This window comes from Noviherbaspirillum pedocola (assembly GCF_016632335.1).
GTDB lineage: Bacteria > Pseudomonadota > Gammaproteobacteria > Burkholderiales > Burkholderiaceae_D > Noviherbaspirillum_A > Noviherbaspirillum_A pedocola.
The window spans coordinates 1-21206 of record NZ_JAEPBG010000044.1 but is presented as its reverse complement, the minus strand read 5'-3'; the positions used below and the strand labels follow the sequence as shown (position 1 = coordinate 21206).

The 21206-nt window shown below is 54.0% G+C and carries 15 protein-coding genes and 3 pseudogenes; 14 read left to right on the top strand and 4 right to left on the bottom strand.

From position 1 onward, the window contains the following. A pseudogene (locus tag JJB74_RS32010) lies at nucleotides 1-383 on the top strand (hypothetical protein); the annotation flags it as partial. A 100-nt stretch (nucleotides 384-483) separates the two neighbouring features. Then, nucleotides 484-1224 carry a TetR/AcrR family transcriptional regulator gene (locus tag JJB74_RS32005; RefSeq protein ID WP_200598605.1) on the top strand — a complete coding sequence of 247 codons (741 nt, stop codon included), beginning with the start codon at nucleotides 484-486 and terminating at the stop codon, nucleotides 1222-1224. 395 nt (nucleotides 1225-1619) lie between these two features. Here JJB74_RS32005 and JJB74_RS34100 read toward each other — a convergent pair. Then, nucleotides 1620-1706, bottom strand: a pseudogene (locus JJB74_RS34100) (transposase domain-containing protein); the annotation flags it as partial. A 212-nt stretch (nucleotides 1707-1918) separates the two neighbouring features. Then, the gene (locus JJB74_RS31995; RefSeq protein WP_157763860.1) at nucleotides 1919-2449 is read right to left on the bottom strand and encodes a hypothetical protein; all 531 of its coding nucleotides are present in this window, start codon (nucleotides 2447-2449) and stop codon (nucleotides 1919-1921) included. Nucleotides 2450-2585: 136 nt separating this feature from the next. On the opposite strand from JJB74_RS31995, the gene JJB74_RS31990 reads away from it, so the two are divergent. The 4 genes from JJB74_RS31990 to JJB74_RS31975 all read left to right on the top strand — a co-directional run bounded on the left by JJB74_RS31990 (nucleotide 2586) and on the right by JJB74_RS31975 (nucleotide 8924). Next, nucleotides 2586-5591, top strand: a complete 3006-nt coding sequence (locus JJB74_RS31990; protein ID WP_200598604.1) for a Tn3 family transposase — start codon at nucleotides 2586-2588, stop codon at nucleotides 5589-5591. Then, on the top strand, nucleotides 5578-5925 hold the full coding sequence (gene tnpC, locus JJB74_RS31985) for a Tn3 family transposase post-transcriptional regulator TnpC (protein ID WP_011875611.1): 348 nt from the start codon (nucleotides 5578-5580) through the stop codon (nucleotides 5923-5925). The genes JJB74_RS31990 and tnpC overlap by 14 nt, the downstream gene beginning before the upstream one ends. After that, entirely contained in the window at nucleotides 5922-7127 is a 1206-nt protein-coding gene (locus JJB74_RS31980) for a hypothetical protein (protein ID WP_011875610.1), read from the top strand. Before tnpC ends, JJB74_RS31980 begins: the two co-directional genes overlap by 4 nt. Before the next feature lie 105 nt (nucleotides 7128-7232). Next, nucleotides 7233-8924 carry a site-specific integrase gene (locus JJB74_RS31975; RefSeq protein ID WP_175857831.1) on the top strand — a complete coding sequence of 564 codons (1692 nt, stop codon included), beginning with the start codon at nucleotides 7233-7235 and terminating at the stop codon, nucleotides 8922-8924. Nucleotides 8925-8976: 52 nt separating this feature from the next. Here the strand turns inward: JJB74_RS31975 and JJB74_RS31970 are convergent, their stop codons facing one another. Next, the gene (locus JJB74_RS31970) at nucleotides 8977-9750 is read right to left on the bottom strand and encodes an AraC family transcriptional regulator (protein WP_200598603.1); all 774 of its coding nucleotides are present in this window, start codon (nucleotides 9748-9750) and stop codon (nucleotides 8977-8979) included. Between the two features lie 349 nt (nucleotides 9751-10099). On the opposite strand from JJB74_RS31970, the gene JJB74_RS31965 reads away from it, so the two are divergent. The 5 genes from JJB74_RS31965 (at nucleotide 10100) to JJB74_RS31945 (ending at nucleotide 17596) form a co-directional block, all read left to right on the top strand. Then, a complete protein-coding gene (locus tag JJB74_RS31965) occupies nucleotides 10100-11836 on the top strand; it encodes a methyl-accepting chemotaxis protein (protein WP_200598602.1) in 1737 nt (578 codons plus the stop codon). 25 nt (nucleotides 11837-11861) lie between these two features. After that, nucleotides 11862-13100, top strand: a complete 1239-nt coding sequence (locus JJB74_RS31960; RefSeq protein ID WP_200598601.1) for an HD-GYP domain-containing protein — start codon at nucleotides 11862-11864, stop codon at nucleotides 13098-13100. Nucleotides 13101-13930: 830 nt separating this feature from the next. Beyond that, nucleotides 13931-14719, top strand: a complete 789-nt coding sequence (locus JJB74_RS31955) for an alpha/beta fold hydrolase (protein ID WP_325170213.1) — start codon at nucleotides 13931-13933, stop codon at nucleotides 14717-14719. Nucleotides 14720-14742: 23 nt separating this feature from the next. After that, nucleotides 14743-16659 carry a sensor domain-containing phosphodiesterase gene (locus JJB74_RS31950; protein ID WP_325170212.1) on the top strand — a complete coding sequence of 639 codons (1917 nt, stop codon included), beginning with the start codon at nucleotides 14743-14745 and terminating at the stop codon, nucleotides 16657-16659. 757 nt (nucleotides 16660-17416) lie between these two features. Next, the gene (locus JJB74_RS31945; protein ID WP_200598598.1) at nucleotides 17417-17596 is read left to right on the top strand and encodes a hypothetical protein; all 180 of its coding nucleotides are present in this window, start codon (nucleotides 17417-17419) and stop codon (nucleotides 17594-17596) included. An 83-nt stretch (nucleotides 17597-17679) separates the two neighbouring features. Here JJB74_RS31945 and JJB74_RS33585 read toward each other — a convergent pair whose 3' ends face one another. Beyond that, nucleotides 17680-17901, bottom strand: coding sequence for an integrase core domain-containing protein (locus JJB74_RS33585; RefSeq protein WP_407672455.1), 222 nt, complete (start codon nucleotides 17899-17901; stop codon nucleotides 17680-17682). On the opposite strand from JJB74_RS33585, the pseudogene JJB74_RS31940 reads away from it, so the two are divergent. From JJB74_RS31940 to JJB74_RS31930, 3 genes and pseudogenes are all read left to right on the top strand, one after another. Beyond that, a pseudogene (locus JJB74_RS31940) lies at nucleotides 17824-18174 on the top strand (IS3 family transposase); the annotation flags it as partial. The gene JJB74_RS33585 and the pseudogene JJB74_RS31940 overlap by 78 nt on opposite strands. 328 nt (nucleotides 18175-18502) lie before the next feature. Beyond that, nucleotides 18503-20500 carry a sensor histidine kinase gene (locus tag JJB74_RS31935; RefSeq protein ID WP_200598596.1) on the top strand — a complete coding sequence of 666 codons (1998 nt, stop codon included), beginning with the start codon at nucleotides 18503-18505 and terminating at the stop codon, nucleotides 20498-20500. 245 nt (nucleotides 20501-20745) lie between these two features. Continuing rightward, a complete protein-coding gene (locus JJB74_RS31930) occupies nucleotides 20746-21009 on the top strand; it encodes a hypothetical protein (RefSeq protein ID WP_200598595.1) in 264 nt (87 codons plus the stop codon). The last annotated feature ends 197 nt before the right edge of the window (nucleotides 21010-21206 follow it).

The window sequence follows — 21206 nt, the reverse complement described above, 5'->3', positions numbered from 1 at the left end:
CGTGCCATCTCCGGGCTCGCGCCAACCAGAGATGGCAACAGAAGCCTTATCGTCGGGTAAAGCAGCGCCGAAATCCCTCCATGAAGCGCCGCGCCGCGTCGTCGAATCAATTTTGCAGGTTCGACTACGATAGTGATCCGCTCGATCAAAAGCTGGCACAGCGTGGCATTGAACTGATCGCACCCCACCGAAAAAATCGCATCAGAGCCGCCACTCAGGACGGCCGCCCTTTGCGTCGATACAAAAGACGATGGAAGATCGAACGTACGTTTGCCTGGTTCAACAAGTTCAAACGCGTGATTACACGTTGGGACCGCTGCATCGAGCGTTACACCGTATTTGTTCATCTCGCGTTCGCCATGATCCTGCTTCGCCGTTTATGAAATGAGTTCTACAGAAGTTCGACTGGAGAGAAGGCAATACGAACACATCAGTTCGTAAAATTCATTCAAATGCTATCCTCGACCTCACACATTCGATTTTATGCTTGAAGAAACACCGAACCAAGGATTTGACAACGTGAATGCACCGTTAATGCCTCTGCGGAGGAGGGAGGCGCAAGGGGTTCGTTCGGAGAAACGAGTAAAGGAAATTCTGGCAGTTGCACGTCAGATATTTTCCGCTCAAGGTTACGAGAGAACTACCACGCTTGAGATTGCTCGGCAGTTGGAGGTTTCCGAAGCAACAATATTTTCTTACTTCGTCAGCAAGCGAGACTTGTGTATGCGAGTCATACAAAGCTGGTATGACGAGATAACCTTAGTGTTAGAACAAGAACTGCCACTGATACCGGGCACGCGTGCCAAATTGCATTTCGTGGTTCATAAGCATCTTGTCACTCTTATTCAAGAGGGCACTGGCATGTGCAGGCTAGTACTTGGCGAAGGCCGTAGTACGATGGACGATGAATTCGCGACACTGATTATTGAACTTAAGCGTCGATACACTAATCCGCTCATGAAAGTTCTTGGATCTGCCCAACGCGTGAATGAAATCCGGGTAGACATGCCACTTCCCTTATTACGGGATATGGTTTACGGCTCAATGGAGCATGTGCTCTGGGATTATGTTGCGAAGGGTGTCAAGCCCGACATAGACAAGACGGCGGAACAATTGACAGCCATGTTATGGGGGGCATTCACCCCGGTGCAGCAGACAATGGAGCAGCTTGCGCGCTTTCATTTGGAGGTGGCAGAAGCGCTTCGTCGCCTCGAACAATCGTGATAGAGGAACCGCTTCCAAAGCTAATACAAACGACGCAAGATGTACGAGCCATGAAATCAAATTCAATTGCGTTGGGGATGCGCCCATACTACCTGATCGATTGCACCAAAATCTGAGCCTCTCCCATCATTCCGAGTACTGGCGAGGATTCTGGTGCAAACTGCAGGGCACCTCGAATAACACGTGATTTTGCCGTCATCAGCGAGCCAGGCGTTCAAATGTGCTCAGCAACGTGCGAGCGTGGTCGTTTCCCGGCCTCTTTTCCACGTTGTGCTGCTCGTTTTCGGCGATCCGGACGGATCTCGGGCATCAGAATGCCTCGACCCCGGCCTCCTTCAAATGTAAGCACCCGGTAATCCCATCTTGACGGGACGTGGAATCGAAGAACGCCTGGTTCAGGCGGGTGACCAGCGATGCGGGAGCAGTTCGCCAATGCGACTCGCTGGCTGCGATGGCAACCGCTCCAGGACGTCTTTCATGTAGGGATCTGACCAAGATCCGGTCAAATTGCTATCATAAGCCTGAAAGTTATGAAGCGACGGATCTCTATGCTTTGATGGAATAAGGAACTCGGGCCGTGAATGCGTCCCTGAGCTATCGCGTCCGCTTGCGCGTCGGCATGCAGACAGGTCAACGTGGTCAGTCAGCGCGGGACGGTCGCGTCCTTAGCTGACTGGTCTGAATGTGCGGTCTCTTACGCGGACATCGTTCGCAGCAAACCCCGCATGACATCCTCCAGGGTATCGTGCCGGGGACCGTCAGACGCCGCCGCTACGACCCGGAGTACGTCACCTTCGAGCCTCGCCTCCCACGAGACGATACGGCGGCGGTCATGGGGAAAACGGGCCACTTTTTCCTCAATCAGGCGCTCGATGCGCTGTGTGACCTCACGCCGTATTTCGGGTGGAACACTTTTGTCGAATCCGATCTGATCACGTAGCGCTTCAGCACGCTCGCTCTCGGGCAGGAGGCTGGTATTCCAAGCCGCAACTATCGCCGTCAGTGCGCTCTGATATTCCTCCAGTGTTGGATGATCGGATACCTCATCCTGAAGCAGTTGGGCGAGGGGCCAGGAGATTTTCTGCTCCGGCGGCAGGTCATTACGATCGAGAACGATAGCGTCGGGGATCCCTGACTGAACCGCTCCCCGTCGCAATGCCTCCAGGTCGCGCGTGCCCAGCTTGCGGGCGCGCGACGATTTTTTCTGCTGGCTGGCTTTGCCCATGTTTCTGTCCCCTTCGCTGCGTTCTGAATCCGAAAATTATAGCGGCCAGCTGGTTGCACAGACTGGCACAAGTGTGACGGCTTTGCCGGATTTTTTGCGCTACACTGGCCAGCCCATTCGAGATCCGGAATCCGGCATGGCGACCATCGAACGTACCGCGTATCCGAGGTTGCCCAAGGGTTTTTCACCGGAGGAACTGCAGGCGTTCTATACGCCGGACGTCGAAGAGCTTGAGTGGGTGCGCCGCAACGCGCGTGGCCAGTCCTCGAGACTGGGCCTGCTGGTTCTGCTGAAGGTCTTTCAGCAGATGCACTACTTTCCCTTCGTTGACGCCATTCCCCCCGTTGTCATCGAGCACATCCGGGCGAGCGCGAATATAGGCGCCGAGGCCGCATTCGGCTACAACAGGGCAAGGTCGCCCGCCTTGTTTCGTCACTATGCGGCAATCCGCGAATTTCTCGGCATCCAGTCCTACTACGGCTCCGATGCCAACGAAATCGCGGTACGCGCGGCACATGAGGCCGCCGAGACGATGGATCAGCCGGTGGACATCATCAATGCAACCATCGACAGCCTGATCCAGCAGCAGGTCGAACTGCCCGCGTTCTCGACGCTCGATGCCATTGTGGAGCAGATCCACACGCGAGTTCAAACAGCGCTGTTCCGACGTGTCTCGCGTCGCCTCTCTGATGAGGACAAGGCCCAACTGGACCGGCTGATCAAGCGCGAATTCAACCAGCGCCAGAGCGCGTACAACACCATCAAGCGATACGCCTTACGCCCATCGCGAAAGCATATCTCCCTGCTCGTCGACCATCTTGCCTGGCTCGATGGTTTTGGCGACTTCAACCATGCGCTGGAGGGTGTTCCCGCGACAAAGCTGCGCTCCCTCTCGACGCAGGCGATGAGTCTGGACGCGGCGAATCTGAAGGAAACCCTGCCGGAGCGGCGATATACGCTCATTGTCGCGTTGCTGCATCAAATGCGCGTGCGAGCCCGCGACGACCTGGCCGAGATGTTCATCCGTCGTATGAGCGCAATCCACAAGCGGGCCAGGGAAGAGCTAGACCAGATCCAGGCACGTCAGCGCGAACAGATGGAAAGCCTGGTCGATACGCTTGACGGCGTCGTCAATATTCTCGACGACTATACCGATGACACCGAACTTGGTGCGCGTGTTCGCCATTATCTGGCGCCGTCGGGCGACCTCGAACCATTGCGCGAAAGCTGTGCCGAGGTCCGGGCCTACAGCGGCAGAAATTATCTGCCGCTGCTGTGGAGGCATTTCAAGGCACATCGATCAGTACTACTACGTCTGGCGCATGCACTGGCATGGAGCTCGACCACCCAGTCCGAGTCCTTGCTGCAGGCAATGCAGGTCGTTTTCAGGAACGAATCGCTTCATCGCGAATGGATCAACGTCGAGGTCGATCTCAGCTTTGCTTCCGAGCGCTGGCGCAAGCTGGTTTTCCGCCCGCCCGAGAAGGGTGCGACGACAAACCGGCGTTATCTGGAACTGTGCGTACTGTCCGCCATGACGAGGGAACTGCGCAGCGGAGACCTGTGCGTAGCCGGCTCGGATGCCTTTGCAGACTATCGCGATTACCTGTTGCCCTGGCATGAATGTGAGAAGCGCCTGCCGGGATACAGCGAGAGGCTTGGCATTGCCGACAGCAGTGCCGGCTTTGTGGCGCAGCTGCGCGAATGGCTCTCCGATGCCGCACGCCAGTTGGATGAGCGTTTTCCCGAGAAGTCCGACCATGTGACGGTCAACAAGGCAGGTGAGTTTGTTGTCCGTCGCACCACGGCGACGGTCATCCCGGAAAGCGCGGTGGCCCTGCAAAAGGCGATCGTCAAGCGCATGCCTGTGCGCAATCTGCTGGACGTACTCGCCAATATCGAGCACTGGACACATTTCACACGACACTTTGGTCCGTTAAGCGGCAATGATCCCAAAATCCGCGACGCCGAACAGCGGTACCTGCTTACCATCTTCGCAATGGGGTGCAATCTTGGTCCCACCCAGGCCGCGCGCCACATGGGTGACAGGATCACGCCGCACATGATGTCGTTCGTCAACCGCCGGCACTTGAGTCTCGAACGCCTTGAGAGTGCACAACGCGAGCTGATCGAACTCTATCTCCGGCTTGACCTGCCGAAGCACTGGGGAGACGGCAAGACGGTGGCAGCCGACGGCACCCAGTACGACTTCTACGACAACAACCTGCTGGCAGGCTATCACTTCCGCTACCGGAAAATGGGCGCGGTCGCCTACCGCCACGTCGCCGACAACTATATCGCGGTATTCCGGCATTTCATCCCGCCGGGCATATGGGAAGCCATCTACGTGATCGAAGGGCTGCTTAAGGCTGGATTGAGCGTTGAGGCCGATACGGTGCACGCCGACACCCAGGGGCAGTCGGCTGCGGTGTTCGCCTTCACCTACCTGCTGGGCATCAAGCTGATGCCGCGGATTCGCAACTGGCAGGACCTCAAGCTGTATCGCGTGGATGCTGCGACCCGATACAAACATATCGATGATCTTTTCGCGGAAACGGTTGACTGGGAACTCATCGGGCGCCACTGGAAGGACCTGATGCAGCTCGCGCTGTCGATCCAGTCTGGAGCGATTTCATCGCCCCTTCTACTGCGCCGTTTCGGTGCGGCCAGTCCGAAAAATCGCCTGTCCCTGGCGGCCGAGGAGCTTGGCAAGGTGGTTCGCACGGTATTCCTGCTTGAGTGGCTCGGCAGCAACGAACTGCGACAGGAGATCACCGCCACAACCAACAAGGTCGAGTCCTATAATGGCTTTGCCAAGTGGTTTTCGTTCGGCGGAGATGTGTTGCCAGTCAATGACCCGGACGAGCAGCAGAAACGCCTGCGTTACAACGACCTGATGGCTTCGGCCGCGATCCTGCAGAACACGGTGGACATGATGCAGGCGTTGCGATCGATGGTGAATGAGGGCATTGAGGTCAATCCCGACGACATTGGATTCCTCAGTCCCTACCTCACCAGCAACCTGAAACGTTTTGGCAGGTACGAACTGGATTTTGGACACGTCGAGGGGTGGATACACGATCACCTGTTCGCCGGCCCGGTCCGTTCCCTGCGGAGATCCCGATCCCATGCCCGACCTTGAGACTCCCTATGGCATCGTCGATGCCGACGCGCTGGAATCATTGCAGCAGCGATACGACACGACCGTCATCCAGCAGGCCGTGGATCTTTTCGACACCATCCGCGCCCGCTGCGAGCCCGATGGTTTGCGTGACGATCTTCTGCGCCTGCACGCCATGGCGCATACCGTTATCAATGGCGCGAGCCTGTCGTGCTCGACGGATGACCTTACGCTGGTCGAACAGGCTGATTGCACCATCGAGGAACTCGAGGACTGGATCATGGTGCTCGAAAAAATGATTCTCGCCTTGCGCCCCCTGCAGGATCTGCGATCCGAAACGGACGAACCACTGTGAAGCCTGCCTCGTACAAGTGGCAGTTCGCCCAGCGTTTCCGGCGCCACGCTTTCGGCTGGCGCTCGGACGTACCGATCCAGCGTATCAAGGAAGCGCTCGCGGAGATCCGGCAGGTGGCGCGCGGCGATACAGTGCTTGCGGCAGAGGGCGCTGTGAAATTTCTGGAGAAAGTTTCGCCCGCGCTGGAACACGTCGACGGGTCGTCAGGTGCGATCGGCACGGCCGTGAATCGTGCGATCGAAACACTGGTCCCGGTCATTGCTGGCGCACAGGTCGACACAGTCACGCGCCAGGCCTGGCTCGAGCGGCTATGGGAAGCCATTCAGGATCAGGGCGTCCCCTATATCGAAGGTCTGTCGGACGAATGGGACACACTCTGCGTGACGCCCGAAATCGCCAGCGAGTGGGCCGACAGGTTTATTGATCTCGTCGAGCACGTCTGGTCCGAGGGGCCCGGGGGATATTTTGCGGGGACACCGATCTGTCTGGCTTCGCTATATGCAGCTGGGCGACATGCGCAGCTGATCGCACTGGTGGACCGCGCTCCGTTCAAGATGTGGCACTACCGACGCTGGGGCGTCAAGGCACTGCTTGCGATGGGCAGAAAGGCTGAAGCCGTGGCCTACGCGGAAAACACGCGCGGCCTCAACAGCCCGGACGGGCAGATTGCGAAAGCTTGCGAGGCGATCCTGCTGTCATCGGGTCTTGCCGACGAGGCATACCGGCGCTATGCATGCGAAGCGAACCAGGGCACCACCTACCTGGCAACTTTCCGTGCCATCGCAAAGAAGTATCCGCACATCGCGCAAGAGACCATCCTGAGCGACCTGGTTGCTGCGTCGCCGGGCGAGCCAGGGAAGTGGTTCGCGGCAGCCAAGGACGCAGGCCTGTTCAACCAGGCCATCAAGCTGGCCAATGCCAGCCCGACCGACCCCCGGACGTTGACGCGCGCGGCCAGGGACTTTGCGCAGAAGCAGCCGGGATTCGCCATGGCCGCCGGTCTCGCGGCGTTGCACTGGATCTCGATGGGCTACGGCTACGAGATCACAGGTGTCGATGTGCTCGATGCAAGCCGCGCCACGCTGCAGGCAGCGGAACACGCTGGCGTCGATCCCGAATCCGTGCGGCAGCAGATTCGCTTTCTGGCCTCCGGAACCTCTGTGCACGCGGACTTTTTGAGTCGCGCCCTGCAGGCGATCTAAGCCGGAAAATCATCGTGAAAAATCCTGGCGGGACGTCTTTCGTGATCGGTACAGAGATAACAGTTATTATCTCTGTATTGACATTTCTGGACTAAACTCCATGTCATGAAAACGCGTCTCCCGAACCCGGCCGCCGCCGACATGCCGAACGATTTTCCCGATGCCGACGCGCTTGCCGCGCTGCGCGCCTGGTACGAAGGCGCATCTTCGCGTGACGCGGCCAGCCGGTACCTGCGGGACCGGCTCGGTCAGGGGCAGTCTGCACGCGGCGTCATCGGCCAGATCCGCCGGCAGCTTGCGCTTTACGCCCGCAGCCGGCAGCGGGCGGATCTGGCGACGCTGTTCGAATGCCAGGCCCACAAGCGCAGACATCATGCCCGTGCCACCACGCAGGCAGTCGAAACGTTGCGCACGCTGCCTTTACCGACGCCGCAGATCGGGGATGACATTACGCGCTGGTTGCCGGATCGCGCTGTCCGTGTCCTGCACGCGGCGGGCATCCGGACCCTAGCTGATCTCACGGTAAGGATTCCCCGCCGTCGTCAGTGGTGGAGTGCCGTTCCGGGGCTCGGCCCGGCCAGTGCAAAGCGGATCGAGGCATTCTTTGTCGCGCATCCAGCACTCACGGAGCGGGCTCGCGCACTGATCGTCGCCGACCGGCAGTCAGTCGTGACGCCATGGGAGCAACTCCGGCTACCGCATGAGGTTGACGGATCCGCAGGCGCGTTCCGCGCACCGCTGTCGACCTGTATCCTGGGCGTCGACAACGATTACGACGCCGCCCAGGCATGGCTTGCGTTGCACGAATCCCCGGCCACGCAGCGCGCCTACCGTAAGGAAGCCGAACGGCTGATCCTCTGGGCCATTGTTGCCCGCGGCAAGGCCCTGTCGTCCTTGACCACGCGGGATGCAACTGACTACAGGGCATTTCTGCGCAGACCCACCCCGCGCGAGCGCTGGGTTGGACCGCCGCGGCCGCGCACATCAACAGACTGGAGACCGTTTGTCGACAACCTCTCGGCGCGTTCGATTGCGCACGCGCTTGCCGTGCTCAGCGCCATGTTCCGCTGGCTGGTGGAGCAGCGCTATGTTGTAGCCAACCCCTTTGCCGGCATCAAGGTGCGCGGCAGCAAGCGCGCCATGGCCGTGGAAACCGCGCACGCCTTCACCGAAGGAGAATGGCTGCTCACACGCACCATCGCCAACGGGCTTGAGTGGTCGTACGGCTGGCAGGCAGCCGCAGCGCAGCGACTTCGTTTCATGCTGGATTTCGGTTACGCGACGGGACTGCGGATCAGCGAGTTGGCCAATGCGACTCTGCGAAACGTCGAGGTCGACGCCGCAGGTGATCACTGGCTTCACGTCACCGGCAAAGGCGGCAAGCCAGCCAGGGTGACCTTGACACCGCTCGCTCGCGCGGCGCTGGACCGGTATCTGCAGGAGCGGGGCCTGGCGGTAAGCCGGGCGCGCTGGAACCCAGTCACGCCGCTGATCGGTAGCCTGGACGACGGCGATGCCGGCATCAAGCCTCTGCGGTTGTGGGAAGTCATGCGCAGGTTTTTCCGGCAAGCGGCGCAGATTATTGAAAACGACCATCCGGCGCTCGCCGAGAAACTCCGTCAGGCTACGCCGCACTGGATGCGGCACACGCATGCCACTCACGCTATCGCCAAGGGCGTCGAACTCAGCGCCGTCCGCGACAACCTTCGTCACGCATCGATCTCGACCACGTCGATTTACTTGCATGCTGACGATGTAAAGCGGGCGAGGCAGTTTGCGCAGGCCTTTACTGACTGATTCCGTTATTCCAAAACCAACGGAAACCTCGTCACCCTTATAACCTCAAGGCTTATGATCGCAATTCGACCGAATCTTGGTCAGGGGCCTTCTTGACGCTTATATTTTGCCGCAGCAGTTGCTCTGCCATGCCGAGTCGCCAGTCAGCCACGTATTTTGCGGGTGTGATGCCGACCAGCGAGTGGAATCGTTCTGCAAACTTGCTTCGCGACATGGATGCCAGGCTGGCGAGCTTTTCGAGGTTCCAGTTGTGGGCCGGATCCTCGTGGATCGCATTTAGTGCCCGAGCGATTCCGTTATCGGTGAACCCGGCCAGCACCCCGGCCTGCACGATGGAGGCGTTCACTGCATAACGTATCAGTTGGAACACCAGGACGTCGCAGAGTCGATCCATGACGAAACGCTGACTGCGAGCTACGGGGAACGGGTTGCGACGCGGTGCCGTGAAAGCCTCGGCATAGAGTAAGTCGACCACGGCGCCAATATCCTGTGCTTCGCGAAGAGGGATAGCGAAGTAAGAAGGAAGCGCTAACGCAAATGGATTACTTGGTGCTTCCTTGAACAAGACATTGGCACAGACGAGCTCGGCCTGCGTACCGGAACGAACCACGACCCGATGGGTATAGGGCCTGGGATAAAAAATGATGGTTGGTTCGGTAGCGGTGATCGATGAGCCATCCTCGTGTTCCATCGTTACCGGACCACGGCGCACCAGGTGTAAGTGCCCGACATTTTGCGTGGCGTTCAGGACGTTGGAGCCGCAGAACTCGCCAGTAAAGAAGGTTTCAGCGCTAAAACTGAACCGGGGGAAAAGGGATGAAATCAAATTTGAGTGATTTTCGTACTGTAAATGACGTTATCTGGACGAAGTGTCGCACGCTATTGATCAAGTCTACGGCGAAAGTTGCCGTAAATTAAGAAGAGGAAAATTAATCAATTGTGTCTGCGTCTTCTAATCCGTACGGTTAGTCCACCTATTATTGGCTCAGCATATCGAATAAATAAATTCATAAATAGATTGGCAACAAAAGGTCGGCACATGGTACTCCTCTTTTGCAAGAGACCAGTCGGTATACGCCTCATGCATCGCGCCGGATGCGCGTAGGTTTGCCTGCATCGTCGGCGCCTTGTTTGTCCTGCCCCGTTTTCGCTTAATTAAATTTTTGGAACCTTTGATGAAACTCTCGAACCTCCGTATTGGCATGCGCCTAGGCCTTGGCTTTGCTGTCCTATTGGCTTTCCTGATCGTTGTTGCCGTTCTTGGCATGAGCTGCATGGCCCAGATCGAAGCAAGGATGAAGGACGTCACTGAAGTCAATAATGTCGAGTCTTCGCTCGCTATTGCGATGCGCGTGACCGTCTATGAACGGTCCTCGGCGATACGCAACGTGGTCCTACTGACTAAAGAAGCGGAGATGCGACCCGAGATGGATCGTATTCAGAAGGAGCGTGAAAAGTTCAAGGCTGCCTCTGAACAGCTCGGCAAAATGTTTGCATCGCAAAAAGACACGACCCAAGAAGAAAAGGGCATGTTCGCTAAGATCACTGAGATGAACAGTCAGTTGGCGCCACTTGAAACAAAGACGGCTGAATTAGGATTTGCAAATAAGAATGAAGAAGCAACTGCGCTTCTTATGATAGAAGTGCGGCCTGCCCAACGAAAGCTGCTGGACGCGCTCGGCGAACTCGTTGCCTTCGAGACAAAGCTTAACGACGAAGCGGTCGCACAGGCGGGACAGTCTTACGAAACCGCACGCGCGATCATGCTCGGAATAAGCATTGTTGCCCTTGGCCTCGGCGCGCTCATTGCCTTTCTGGCCACCAAGAGCATCACCACACCAATCGGCCGTGCGCTCATCGTCGCGAAGACCGTTGCGGCCGGCGATTTGACCAGCAAGATCGAAGTGACCTCGCAAGATGAAACAGGGCACCTTCTGCAGGCATTGAAAGAGATGAATGACAGCCTGGCGAAGATTGTCGGCGAGGTGCGCAGCGGTACCGATACAATCGCTACTGCCACAGGGCAGATTGCAGCAGGCAATTTGGACCTGTCCTCGCGCACCGAGCAGCAAGCCAGCTCCCTCGAAGAGACGGCATCCTCAATGGAGGAACTGACCTCGACCGTCAAGCAGAACGCAGACAACGCCAAGCAGGCCAACCAGCTTGCTGCATCGGCATCGGACGTGGCAGCCAAGGGCGGTGCGGTGGTGTCCCAGGTCGTGGAGACGATGGAAGAAATCAATGCATCGGCCAGGAAGATCGTTGACATCATCGGCGTCATCGACGGCATCGCGTTCCAGACCAATATCCTGGCGCTGAACGCTGCAGTCGAAGCCGCGCGCGCCGGCGAACAGGGTAGGGGTTTCGCAGTAGTGGCTTCGGAGGTGCGCAGCCTGGCGCAGCGCAGTGCAGCAGCGGCGAAGGAAATCAAGGCGCTGATCGATGATTCGGTTGGCAAGGTCGAGGCAGGCAGCCAGCTGGTCGGCGAGGCGGGCAGCACGATGCAGGACGTGGTCACGAGCGTACAGCGCGTCACCGATATCATGGGCGAGATCACCTTGGCCAGCAGGGAGCAGAGCGCCGGCATCGAGCAGATCAACCAGGCAGTCGCGCAGATGGACCAGGTCACGCAGCAGAATGCCGCGCTGGTGGAAGAGGCGGCAGCCGCGGCCGACTCGCTACAGGATCAGGCCCGTTCGCTGGCGCAGGCAGTCAGCGTGTTCCGTCTTGACGGCAGGCCGCAGACGAACAGCGTGAAGCCGGTCGTCGTGGCAAGCGTTGCATCGACTGGCAAGGCGGCTCCCGTGACTCGCTCCAATCTGCCGAAGCCCAATTCCCGACCCCTGGCGCCGGTTACTCGTCCCAAGGTGCCTGCGCAGGTTGCCGAGGCGGGCGACTGGGAAGAGTTTTGAATCGGTCCCGAGCTGAAATCCGCCCATGATTAAGACCATCGAGATCAGCCAGCTGCGCATTGGCATGTATCTACATGCTTTGCCCGGTAACTGGACATCCCATCCCTTCCTGCGCAACCGGTTCCTCATTACTGCAGAAGAAGACATCAGGAAGATAACCGATGCAGGCTTTTCACGTCTTGAGATCGACACCGAGAAGGGAGCGGATGTGCATGTCGCTTCGCAGGACGGTGGCGGAGAAAATAAGGCAGCGCCAACCGCGCACGGCTCGTCCGTTACGCTGGCACCGGTAACATTCACAGAAACGCCGGCCAGCTTGTCAGATGAACTGGCGCGTGCGAAGGTGCTAATATCCCAGGCCGAGCGGCTGGTACGCGATCTGGCGCAGGACGTGCGCCTCGGTAAGCTGGTCGAACTCGACCGCGTGGAACCGGTTGTCGAAGGGATCGTTGGATCGATCCTGCGCAATCCGAACGCGCTGCTGGTGCTGTTGCAGCTCAAGAAGAAGGATGACTACACCTTCCTGCATTCCGTGGGCGTATGCGCGCTGCTGACCGCGTTTTGCCGTTCGGTGGGTCTTTCGGCCGAAACCACCTATCATGCCGGGCTCGGCGGTCTGCTGCATGACATCGGCAAGGCGAGCATCCCCGACGAAATCCTGAACAAGCCCGGCCGGCTTACCGAAGCCGAGTTTGACGTCATCAAGACACATCCGGAAGCGGGGCATGCGATGCTGGCTCGTGTACCGGGCTTGAGCCCAATCGCGCTAGACATCACGTTGCGCCACCATGAGCGCTGCGATGGCAACGGCTATCCCGGCGCCCTGCCGGGGCCAGAAATCAGTGAGCTGGCCAAGATGGCGGCCATCGTCGATGTGTACGACGCGATCACCTCAGAGCGATGCTATCACCGTGGCATGACGCCTGCCAATGCGCTGGCCAAGATGCTCGAATGGAGCAAGGTGCAACTGAGCGACGAGCATGTACGCGCCTTCATTCGTTGCATCGGCATTTTCCCATCCGGTTCGCTGGTGCGTTTGGCATCGGGCCGGCTAGGCGTGGTGGTCGAGCAGAACAGCGAGAACCTGCTGAAGCCGACAGTCAACGTGTTCTTCAACGTAAAGTCGAATACTTACATCAAGCCGGAACGCATTGATTTGGCTTCTTCAGGCGCTGCTGAGCACGAACGCATTATGTGCGCTGAAAACCCACAACGGTGGAAAGTTGAGCCACACAGGTTCGTCGAGGTAGGCCAGATGACGTAGTAGGAAAGTTTCATCACTTTTTACACGTCGTCGAGTTCAGCAAGAATTTGCATCTCTGACAATATCCGCAGGGAAGTATTGAGAGTTCAGCCAACGCTCGAGCACCGAGGGATTTGTAACATGCACAAAATATTCATTAGTGATGGGTTGCTATTGTTCCTCGGGATATTGCTTTTCATCGCCGTTGAATTCTATCTTATATTTAAATGCTTCATGCACACCTATTGCGAGATCGATACTCAAAAGCCGGCAGACGATTTGAGCGAACTAAAAGAACATGAACAATAGGTTACGTGATCGAAGCGCGTTATGGTGAAACACGTAGACTACCCATGCGGCAAAATACTTGCCAGCGAATATATCCATTCGTTTCAATATGTCATATGTTGGGTTTCTGTAAGGCAGCAGCTGTGTGAATTTGATCACATGCTCTCGCTGAGATAAAGACAAACAGACATTGCCGCAATATATGCATTTGGCGAGCGCGTAAATTTTCGCCGATCACCACTAAAATCTCCGGTTGGATAAGCAAATTTTACAAGAAGTAAGGATGGGTGTTACCGGCTGAAACGTTCAGGCAAATCAAACTGAGTCCACAGTCTTTGGTACATTTACCTATTAATGTAATAGAAAATGGCGAATTCCCTTAAACAAGCAAAACCTTTATTATTGAAATTTAGGCAAAGCTTTAAGCTGGCCAAATTTGAAAATGTACTGATGATTATCCATGAGTTATTTTTAGCATATAACAAGCGTCATATATCTTAACGCCATATGCTTTTCACTCTAGCGTAATTGGTTCGAAAAGGAATTATTTTAGGGGCTTGATTTTGAAAATTCTTCAAAGGAATAACGTAAAGATAACCGGCAATGGAGAGCGAACAATACTGTTCGCTCATGGATTTGGTTGCGATCAAAAAATGTGGCGATTCGTGGCGCCTGCATTTGAAGGAGAATATCGGACGGTGGTATTCGATCAGGTTGGGGCCGGAAATTCGCGGATCGATCAGTATGAAGTCGCGTCCTACGCGTCATTGGACCGATATGCAGAAGACGTTTTGGAAATTTGCAGTGTACTCGATATAAAAGATTGCATCTACGTCGGCCACTCCGTTGCATCGATGATTGGAGTTTTGGCTGCACTGAAAGCGCCAGGGCTGTTTTCGAAGATGGTATTGATCGGCCCGTCGCCTTGCTACGTTAATCGAGGGAGTTACATCGGTGGTTTTGATGCGAGCGAAATGGACTACTTGCTTGAAGTTTTGGATGCCAATTACGTGGCATGGGCACGTGCAATGGCACCTACGATAATGGGTAATCTCGATCGTCCCGAACTCGGTGCCGAACTGTCTGAGAGTTTTTGTCGTGCAGATCCCGTTATTGCACGTCAGTTCGCCAGAGTGACGTTTCTCTCCGATAATCGTGAAGACTTGGAAAAACTCGTTGTTCCTACCCTGATCTTGCAATGCTCCGAGGATCCGATCGCCCCTGAACTGGTCGGAAAATTTGTGCATTCACGGATACAGGGGAGCAGCTACATTCAACTACGGGCCACTGGGCATTGCCCGAATATGAGTTCGCCGGATGAAACTATTGCTGCCATACGCACTTTCGTGTAGTGGCGCGCGACCTATCAAGAGCAATGAGGATTATGGTGCCGATTCAAAAACCCGTAAGCGCGTCGCCAATGATGGTTGAAATGTCGCCCAATATAGATATAGCACCGGTGGAGGGGCTTGACCGACTTACCCGCTTGGCGACGTATGCTCTCAACGTACCCACGGCACTTATTTCCTTGGTAGATAACAATCGACAGTGGTTTAAGGCGAGGTGCGGTTTCGAGGGAAATGGGATGTCTCTCGACGTCTCTTTTTGTGCTCACGTGGTTGCGACGGGAAAACCGCTTATTGTTACAGATGCATTAAGTGACGCTCGATTTGTGGAGAACCCACTTGTTCGTGGGGCGCCCTTCATCCGCTTTTATGCGGGTTTCCCTATTCATTCTCAAAGCGCAGAGGTAATAGGAACATTTTGTGTAATAGATTTCCAGGAGAGAAACTTTACAAAAAAGGAAATTTCCGTTCTAGAGGAGTTCGCGAAATCGGCAGAGGAACTGATCTTCCTTCGTCAGCTAGCCCAAGCATCGTATGAACTCTCTTCAGTGCTTCGTAATAGTGAAAACCATTCCAGCATATATGGAACCCAATTACAACATTTGGACTGTTTGTTGAGCTATGACGGCTTAGGGGAAGTAAAAAGCCGAAACGGATTTACGGAGCAGTTGCAGCATGCCGTCAAATGTTGGGAAGCTGCTGATGCTTCGGGAATAGTAGCTTATATCGATTTGGACAATTTCCGAAATCTAAATGGAAGTCATGGCCCGTATGTTGCCGACATGGTCCTTCAAATGCTGGGGCAACGGCTTCGGAAAGCGCTGCCTGCAGGAGGCATTGCCGCCCGAGTTGATTCGGATGAGTTTATCGCGATGTGGAGCCAACCAGTCGAAGGTCAAATTAATGAGAGCGTACTGGCTGAGTTGTCACGGCAAATCCGAGAACCTTTGTATATCCAAGGGTACGAAATCGCTGTAGGGTGCACAATTGGATACGCCCACTATCCCACGGACAGTACTGAACCTGCGGTACTACTGACTGCAGCGAATGTCGCAATGCACCATGCAAAGAGTTTAGGGCGCGGCATAATACAACGACACAGGGCGACTAACGCCCATTCAAACGCTCGATTGGAAACTGATTTACGCCAGGCGCTACAGAATAATGAATTTGAAGTCCATTACCAGCCGAAAGTAAACTTGCGTACCGGGCGGATTACAGGTGTTGAGGCTTTATTACGTTGGCGACATGCTGAGCTTGGGATGGTGCCTCCTTCGAAATTTATTCCGTTGGCTGAAGAGAACGGCCTGATCGTTCAGATCGGTGAATGGGTATTGCATACCGCATGCAAACAAATACGCGAATGGATAGATGCCGGATTGGGTGGCGTGCCCGTAGCAGTCAACCTTTCAGGCCGACAGCTCCTTAATAACGACATCATAAGAACTATTCAACACGTAATAGAGGAATATGCCCTTGGACCCGGAATGCTGGAAATGGAGCTGACGGAAAGCGTTTCAATGCGTGACCCCAAAAAAAGCGCCGAAGTAATGCATAAACTACGTGGCATGGGAGTCACATTAGCGATTGATGATTTTGGTACGGGCTATTCAAGTCTTAGCTACTTAAAGCGATTGCCAATAGATAAAATAAAAATAGATCGCTCATTTGTGTCCGACATGACGGAAGATGCAGATTCACTGTCTATTGTGCAAGCGATAATCACGCTCGCGCATCGTTTAAACTTGAGTGTCGTTGCAGAAGGGGTAGAGTCAGAGAAGCAACTGACGTTTTTGGCCCTGAATTTATGTGAAGAGATGCAGGGTTACTACTTTAGTAAACCACTCCCTGCTGAAGAATGTACAGAGCTTCTCTCGGTTGGGCGTACACTGAGTCTAAATCAACAGACCGGGATGGCAATTGCTGCGCTGTTCGGGTGTCGCTAACGAATTTTAAAAATGTTGAATTAAGATTTCAACATGCGTGAGAAGATAACGCCCGTACACGAACGCGTTCCACGTCTAGCTCGTGGTGAGTCCTCATTGAAATAGCGATGAAAAAACTTTAGTTTCAATATGTCTGAAGAGTTCGCATCAATTGTCCACAGGGGCTATGCGTAAAAATAAGTGGCCGATCTAACGTTAGGTTATGGTTATTCAATAGTGATGCTTTCAATGTTGATGCATTAAATTATCGCATCACGTTGTAATAATGGATCGAACTCGTGATTTGTTTTTCGGCGCCCCTTGGTATAGAAATATCCTTCTTTGCGTTTTCATCTTTATGTTCCGCACCTTTCATTTACTTTTGTCGCTCATATGGCGAGAAGAACCGTATCTTACGATCTGGAATTTTACACGAGGTATCTGTCGTTCGCATTTTCTTTAATCTAGCCTTTCATATGGCGGGAGAATGACTGTGTTAATGCCGCTAAACACACTCTTCGTGTAGCGTGGGGCATCGAGATGTTTAGAAATATCCCACGAAAAGTAACGGACATTGCATTTCAGTAAATAGTGCCAACTTGAAACAGTCTAAATCCGTTCCAAGGTTTTACGGAGCATAGACAACTAATTTTTTCAGGTCGCCTCAGTGAAGCGGGCCTCAGCTTATTGCTCGCTTTCTGAGTCACTCCGCACAGACTCAATAAACATCAACCATTATATTTGAGCCAAATATATTAATAGGCGGAAAGGGCCGATCATGACTAGCCCTACGGAAGAGGAAGCCCGTCTGAAGGAAGTCGACCAGCAACTCCGCGAGCTGGAGTGGCGACTTGAGGAGTTGGGCCGGCTCATGGTCGATATGGTCGCGCCGGGTAGAAGCACGACCAACCAGTCTGAGCTCTACTATCAGCTTCTGCGCACGATCAAGCAGCTCTGAGGGAGCCTGACTTTTGTGGACACTCCTATTTGATAAACTGAATCAATGGTGATCCGCTTGGGTTTTTCGGACCATTTTCAGCGTTAGTTTTCGGCTTTCATTAAGCCATGCTGTCGGCCTGTAAGGTCGGCAGCATGGGCAAATTCGGCTGGCGACAGGCCATTGAGAGTCATGTGAGGTCGACTCCCGTTGTAGTCCCGACGCCAAGCTTCGATGATCGCTTTGGCTTCCGGGCTGTCTCCCTGCGCCGGCCGCCGCCGGGTTTGATTCAACACACCGACCGCGGCAGTCAATACTGCTCGCATGAATACCGCGCGCTAGTAGCCCAATTCGGCATGCTGGCATCGATGAGTCGGCGCGGGAATTGCTTCGACAACGCGCCCATCGAGAGTTTCTGGGGAACGCTCAAGAACGAACTCATCTACCACCGGCTCTATGCAACACGCGCGCAGGCCCGGTATGAAATCGCCGAGTACATCGACATGTTCTACAATCGCCAGCGGCGACAGGCCCGGCTGGGCTACCTGTCGCCGGCAGCATTCAGGCAGCAATACTTTCAGCAAAAGACCGCTGCTTGACACCGTGTTGGCATACACGAATTCCGACCGACCTCAGATTAAGGCGCTGCTGAAAGATCCGGACATCAAACTGGCCGACATCGCCAGACAGTATGGAGTCTGCCGGGCGACGATCTTCAATGCAGTTGGGCCGGTGAAACCAGAACGGGCAAAATAAACTGCTGTTATTTCTCCAGGAAGTAATCGTGAAACATTGTTGATACAACGGCTTGGGATACTGCACTATGTTGGTCGCTGCACTGTGCTGAACGGTACGAAGCGTGTTTCTTCTTCAATAGCTTACGACTTTTCTCGAATCTCGTTGGTTATTTCGACAAAAGGTCGCCACATGATTAATTTTGAAAAAGTTATTGGCAGCAGCCATGACGACTTGAATGAGATCTCTGACTGGAAGGCACTGCACCGCCTTAGCATGGCACTGCTCAAAGCAGAGACAGTCGAGAAGAAATTGGAGCGCATACTAAGGACGGTTCTCGAATTCCATCAGACGCAATATGGCGTCGTGTCATTTTTCGATACCGTTACCGGTGCGTTGGTCGTGAAAAGCAGCATTGGGTTGAGCCAGGAAGTTATCTCAGGCCTAACAGGAATCAAACCAGGGCAAGGGTGCTGCGGCCTTGCTTTTGCCGAACGACATCGTGTCATTGTTGAGGACTTTGAGTCGAATGAGCAGCTTGCTGAGTTTCGTTCTTGGGCATCGAAACATTCCCTTAGAGCTGTTTATTCAACACCCTTCTATGACGCAGATGGCCACGCCTTGGGCGTCATCTCAGTGTATTTTGACAAGCCGCATACGCCTACTCTGAGAGAAATAGAGGTCACTGATATCTGTGCGACCACGGTGGCATTAATTCTCGACCGTGACCGGAGTGAGATGGCATTGCGGCGTGAGCGCGACAGACGTGATGAAGTGCTACACGGCATGGCAGAAGGGCTATGCATCGTTGACCACAACTTTAATGTTCTTGAAATGAATGCGGCAGCTATTCGCATTATCAACAGGCCATTTCATGAACTCTGTGGTAAAAACCATTGGACATTGTGGCCAGAGGGAGAAAATTCCGAGCTCGGGCAGAGGTACCATAAGGCTATGGCAGAACGTATTCCTGTCCATCTCGAAAAAAAATGGAAAGATCCTGATGGCAAAATTTATTGGTTCGAAATCAGTGCATACCCAATTGATGAAGGGCTTGCCTTATTTTTCCGTGATATTACGGAACGTAAAAGAGTGGAAGAAGAACTTCGAAATAGTGAAAAGCGCTTTAAACAACTGAACGAATCCGCTTTCAAGGTGGTTTGGCGAACCGATGCAGAAGGCGTTCTCATTGACGGGAGAGATGCCTGGAGTAGATACACCGGCCATGAAGGTGATCCCAACCATAGATGGTACGAGGCAGTCCATCCCGAAGAACGGGGAAAAACTCGTGAGCGCTGGAACGCTATTCTTGCGTCGGGCCAGGCATCCCAGTTCACATTCAAGGTACTGCGCCATGACGGTAACTATCGTTATCTGACAACCCGTGCCGTACCTTGCAAGAATAGTGATGGAAACGTTAAGGAATGGATTGGCACCTGTGAAGATGTTACCGAAGCAGTATTGCGTGAAGAAGAACTTCGGCTCGCAAATCAACGTAAGGATCAGTTCCTGGCCGTCTTAAGTCACGAGTTACGCAATCCTCTCTCCGCGACCAGGATGGCGGCGCAGTTGCTGGGAAAGCCGCCAGTTGATGCCGCGCGCGTTACACACATCTCTGAGGTCATTCAGCGGCAGGTTGGTCATATGTCGCGCTTGGTAGAAGACTTGATTGACGTCTCTCGCGTGTCTTTAGGCTTAGTCGCCCTTGAGAAACAACGTATCGACTTGCATTCCGTTATCCAAAACGCGGTTGAGCAGGTTACTCCAATGATGACCGCAAAGGCTCACGTATTCAAAACTTATCTGCCGCCTTATCCATGTAATGTATTCGGAGATCGGACACGTCTCGTGCAAGTGGTATGTAATCTTCTGAGTAATGCTGCGAGGTATACCCCAGACAACGGGAACATCAATCTTACCTTGTCGGCGGAAGGAGGCTATTTCTTGCTAAAAGTCGTGGACAACGGTATTGGCATTGAGCCAGCGATGATATCTGAACTATTCGATTTCTTTGTGCAGGCTAAACGTTCCACGGACCGTAAGAACGGCGGTCTCGGTTTAGGACTGGCGCTTGTTAAAAGCCTGGTAGAGTTTCATGGCGGAACTGTTAATGCCATAAGTGACGGCACGGATCTTGGCAGTACGTTCATTGTAAAACTACCGCGAGCCACCGAAGAAAAAGACGGATGAATTTTCTGCTCATGAAATCTAAAAAATATTGTAATTTTCTCAACAAAATCAGAAGCATTAGAGAAAAATTGCAAACCGATAGCTTACTTACACTTTTAACTTTTTAACAAGGTTTTAGCGCAGTACATTTATTCAGGTGTAACAATGGATTTTTATGCGCTTGCGGCGTTGTATTTTCATCCGTTGCTGTGTTTGGTTTGATGTTAAATGCTATCCTCTCGGTTTATTTCTTTTTTTCAATAAAAATGAAACGAGACAAACTAGATTTCTTTGCAGAGGAAGGCCGGTCTGAAGATGAGATTGAGAAACTGCGGATTGTTTTAGCGTTTTACGAGCGACTTCCGTCCGAGGCAATGAAAGAGGAGCTGCTTTCTTTGATGGAAGGACAACCTTCTATGGCACCTGCTGAGTTCGATTTACGCTTAGATACTTTTGTGTCCAAGGTGAAAGCAGCGCCTTCACAGGAGAACATCTTTTCTGCATATGCTGGCTCGGCACGATTACATTAACGTAACGTTACTATCCACGGAGTTGGCTGCAGTGTCGGTTTACGATGTCTATGACGGGATTAATGGGCACCTCGAAAAATCTATGGTCACCCTCCTTTTTGCAAGGGTAGATTTTGGGTTTTGTGATTGGCTTGCCTAAATCTATACGGCGTCTGATTGGAGAGCACTTCCCCGCGCCACGATGAAAGTCGCGCCTG

Coding starts and splice junctions, on each gene's coding strand:
- tnpC (WP_011875611.1), top strand. CDS start 5,578: ATGCCCGACCTTGAGACTCCCTATGGCATCGTCGATGCCGACGCGCTG.
- JJB74_RS31975 (WP_175857831.1), top strand. CDS start 7,233: ATGAAAACGCGTCTCCCGAACCCGGCCGCCGCCGACATGCCGAACGAT.
- JJB74_RS31950 (WP_325170212.1), top strand. CDS start 14,743: ATGAGGATTATGGTGCCGATTCAAAAACCCGTAAGCGCGTCGCCAATG.
- JJB74_RS31990 (WP_200598604.1), top strand. CDS start 2,586: ATGGCGACCATCGAACGTACCGCGTATCCGAGGTTGCCCAAGGGTTTT.
- JJB74_RS33585 (WP_407672455.1), bottom strand. CDS start 17,901: ATGCGAGCAGTATTGACTGCCGCGGTCGGTGTGTTGAATCAAACCCGG.
- JJB74_RS31930 (WP_200598595.1), top strand. CDS start 20,746: ATGAAACGAGACAAACTAGATTTCTTTGCAGAGGAAGGCCGGTCTGAA.
- JJB74_RS31945 (WP_200598598.1), top strand. CDS start 17,417: ATGACTAGCCCTACGGAAGAGGAAGCCCGTCTGAAGGAAGTCGACCAG.
- JJB74_RS31995 (WP_157763860.1), bottom strand. CDS start 2,449: ATGGGCAAAGCCAGCCAGCAGAAAAAATCGTCGCGCGCCCGCAAGCTG.
- JJB74_RS32005 (WP_200598605.1), top strand. CDS start 484: ATGCTTGAAGAAACACCGAACCAAGGATTTGACAACGTGAATGCACCG.
- JJB74_RS31935 (WP_200598596.1), top strand. CDS start 18,503: ATGATTAATTTTGAAAAAGTTATTGGCAGCAGCCATGACGACTTGAAT.
- JJB74_RS31965 (WP_200598602.1), top strand. CDS start 10,100: ATGAAACTCTCGAACCTCCGTATTGGCATGCGCCTAGGCCTTGGCTTT.
- JJB74_RS31960 (WP_200598601.1), top strand. CDS start 11,862: ATGATTAAGACCATCGAGATCAGCCAGCTGCGCATTGGCATGTATCTA.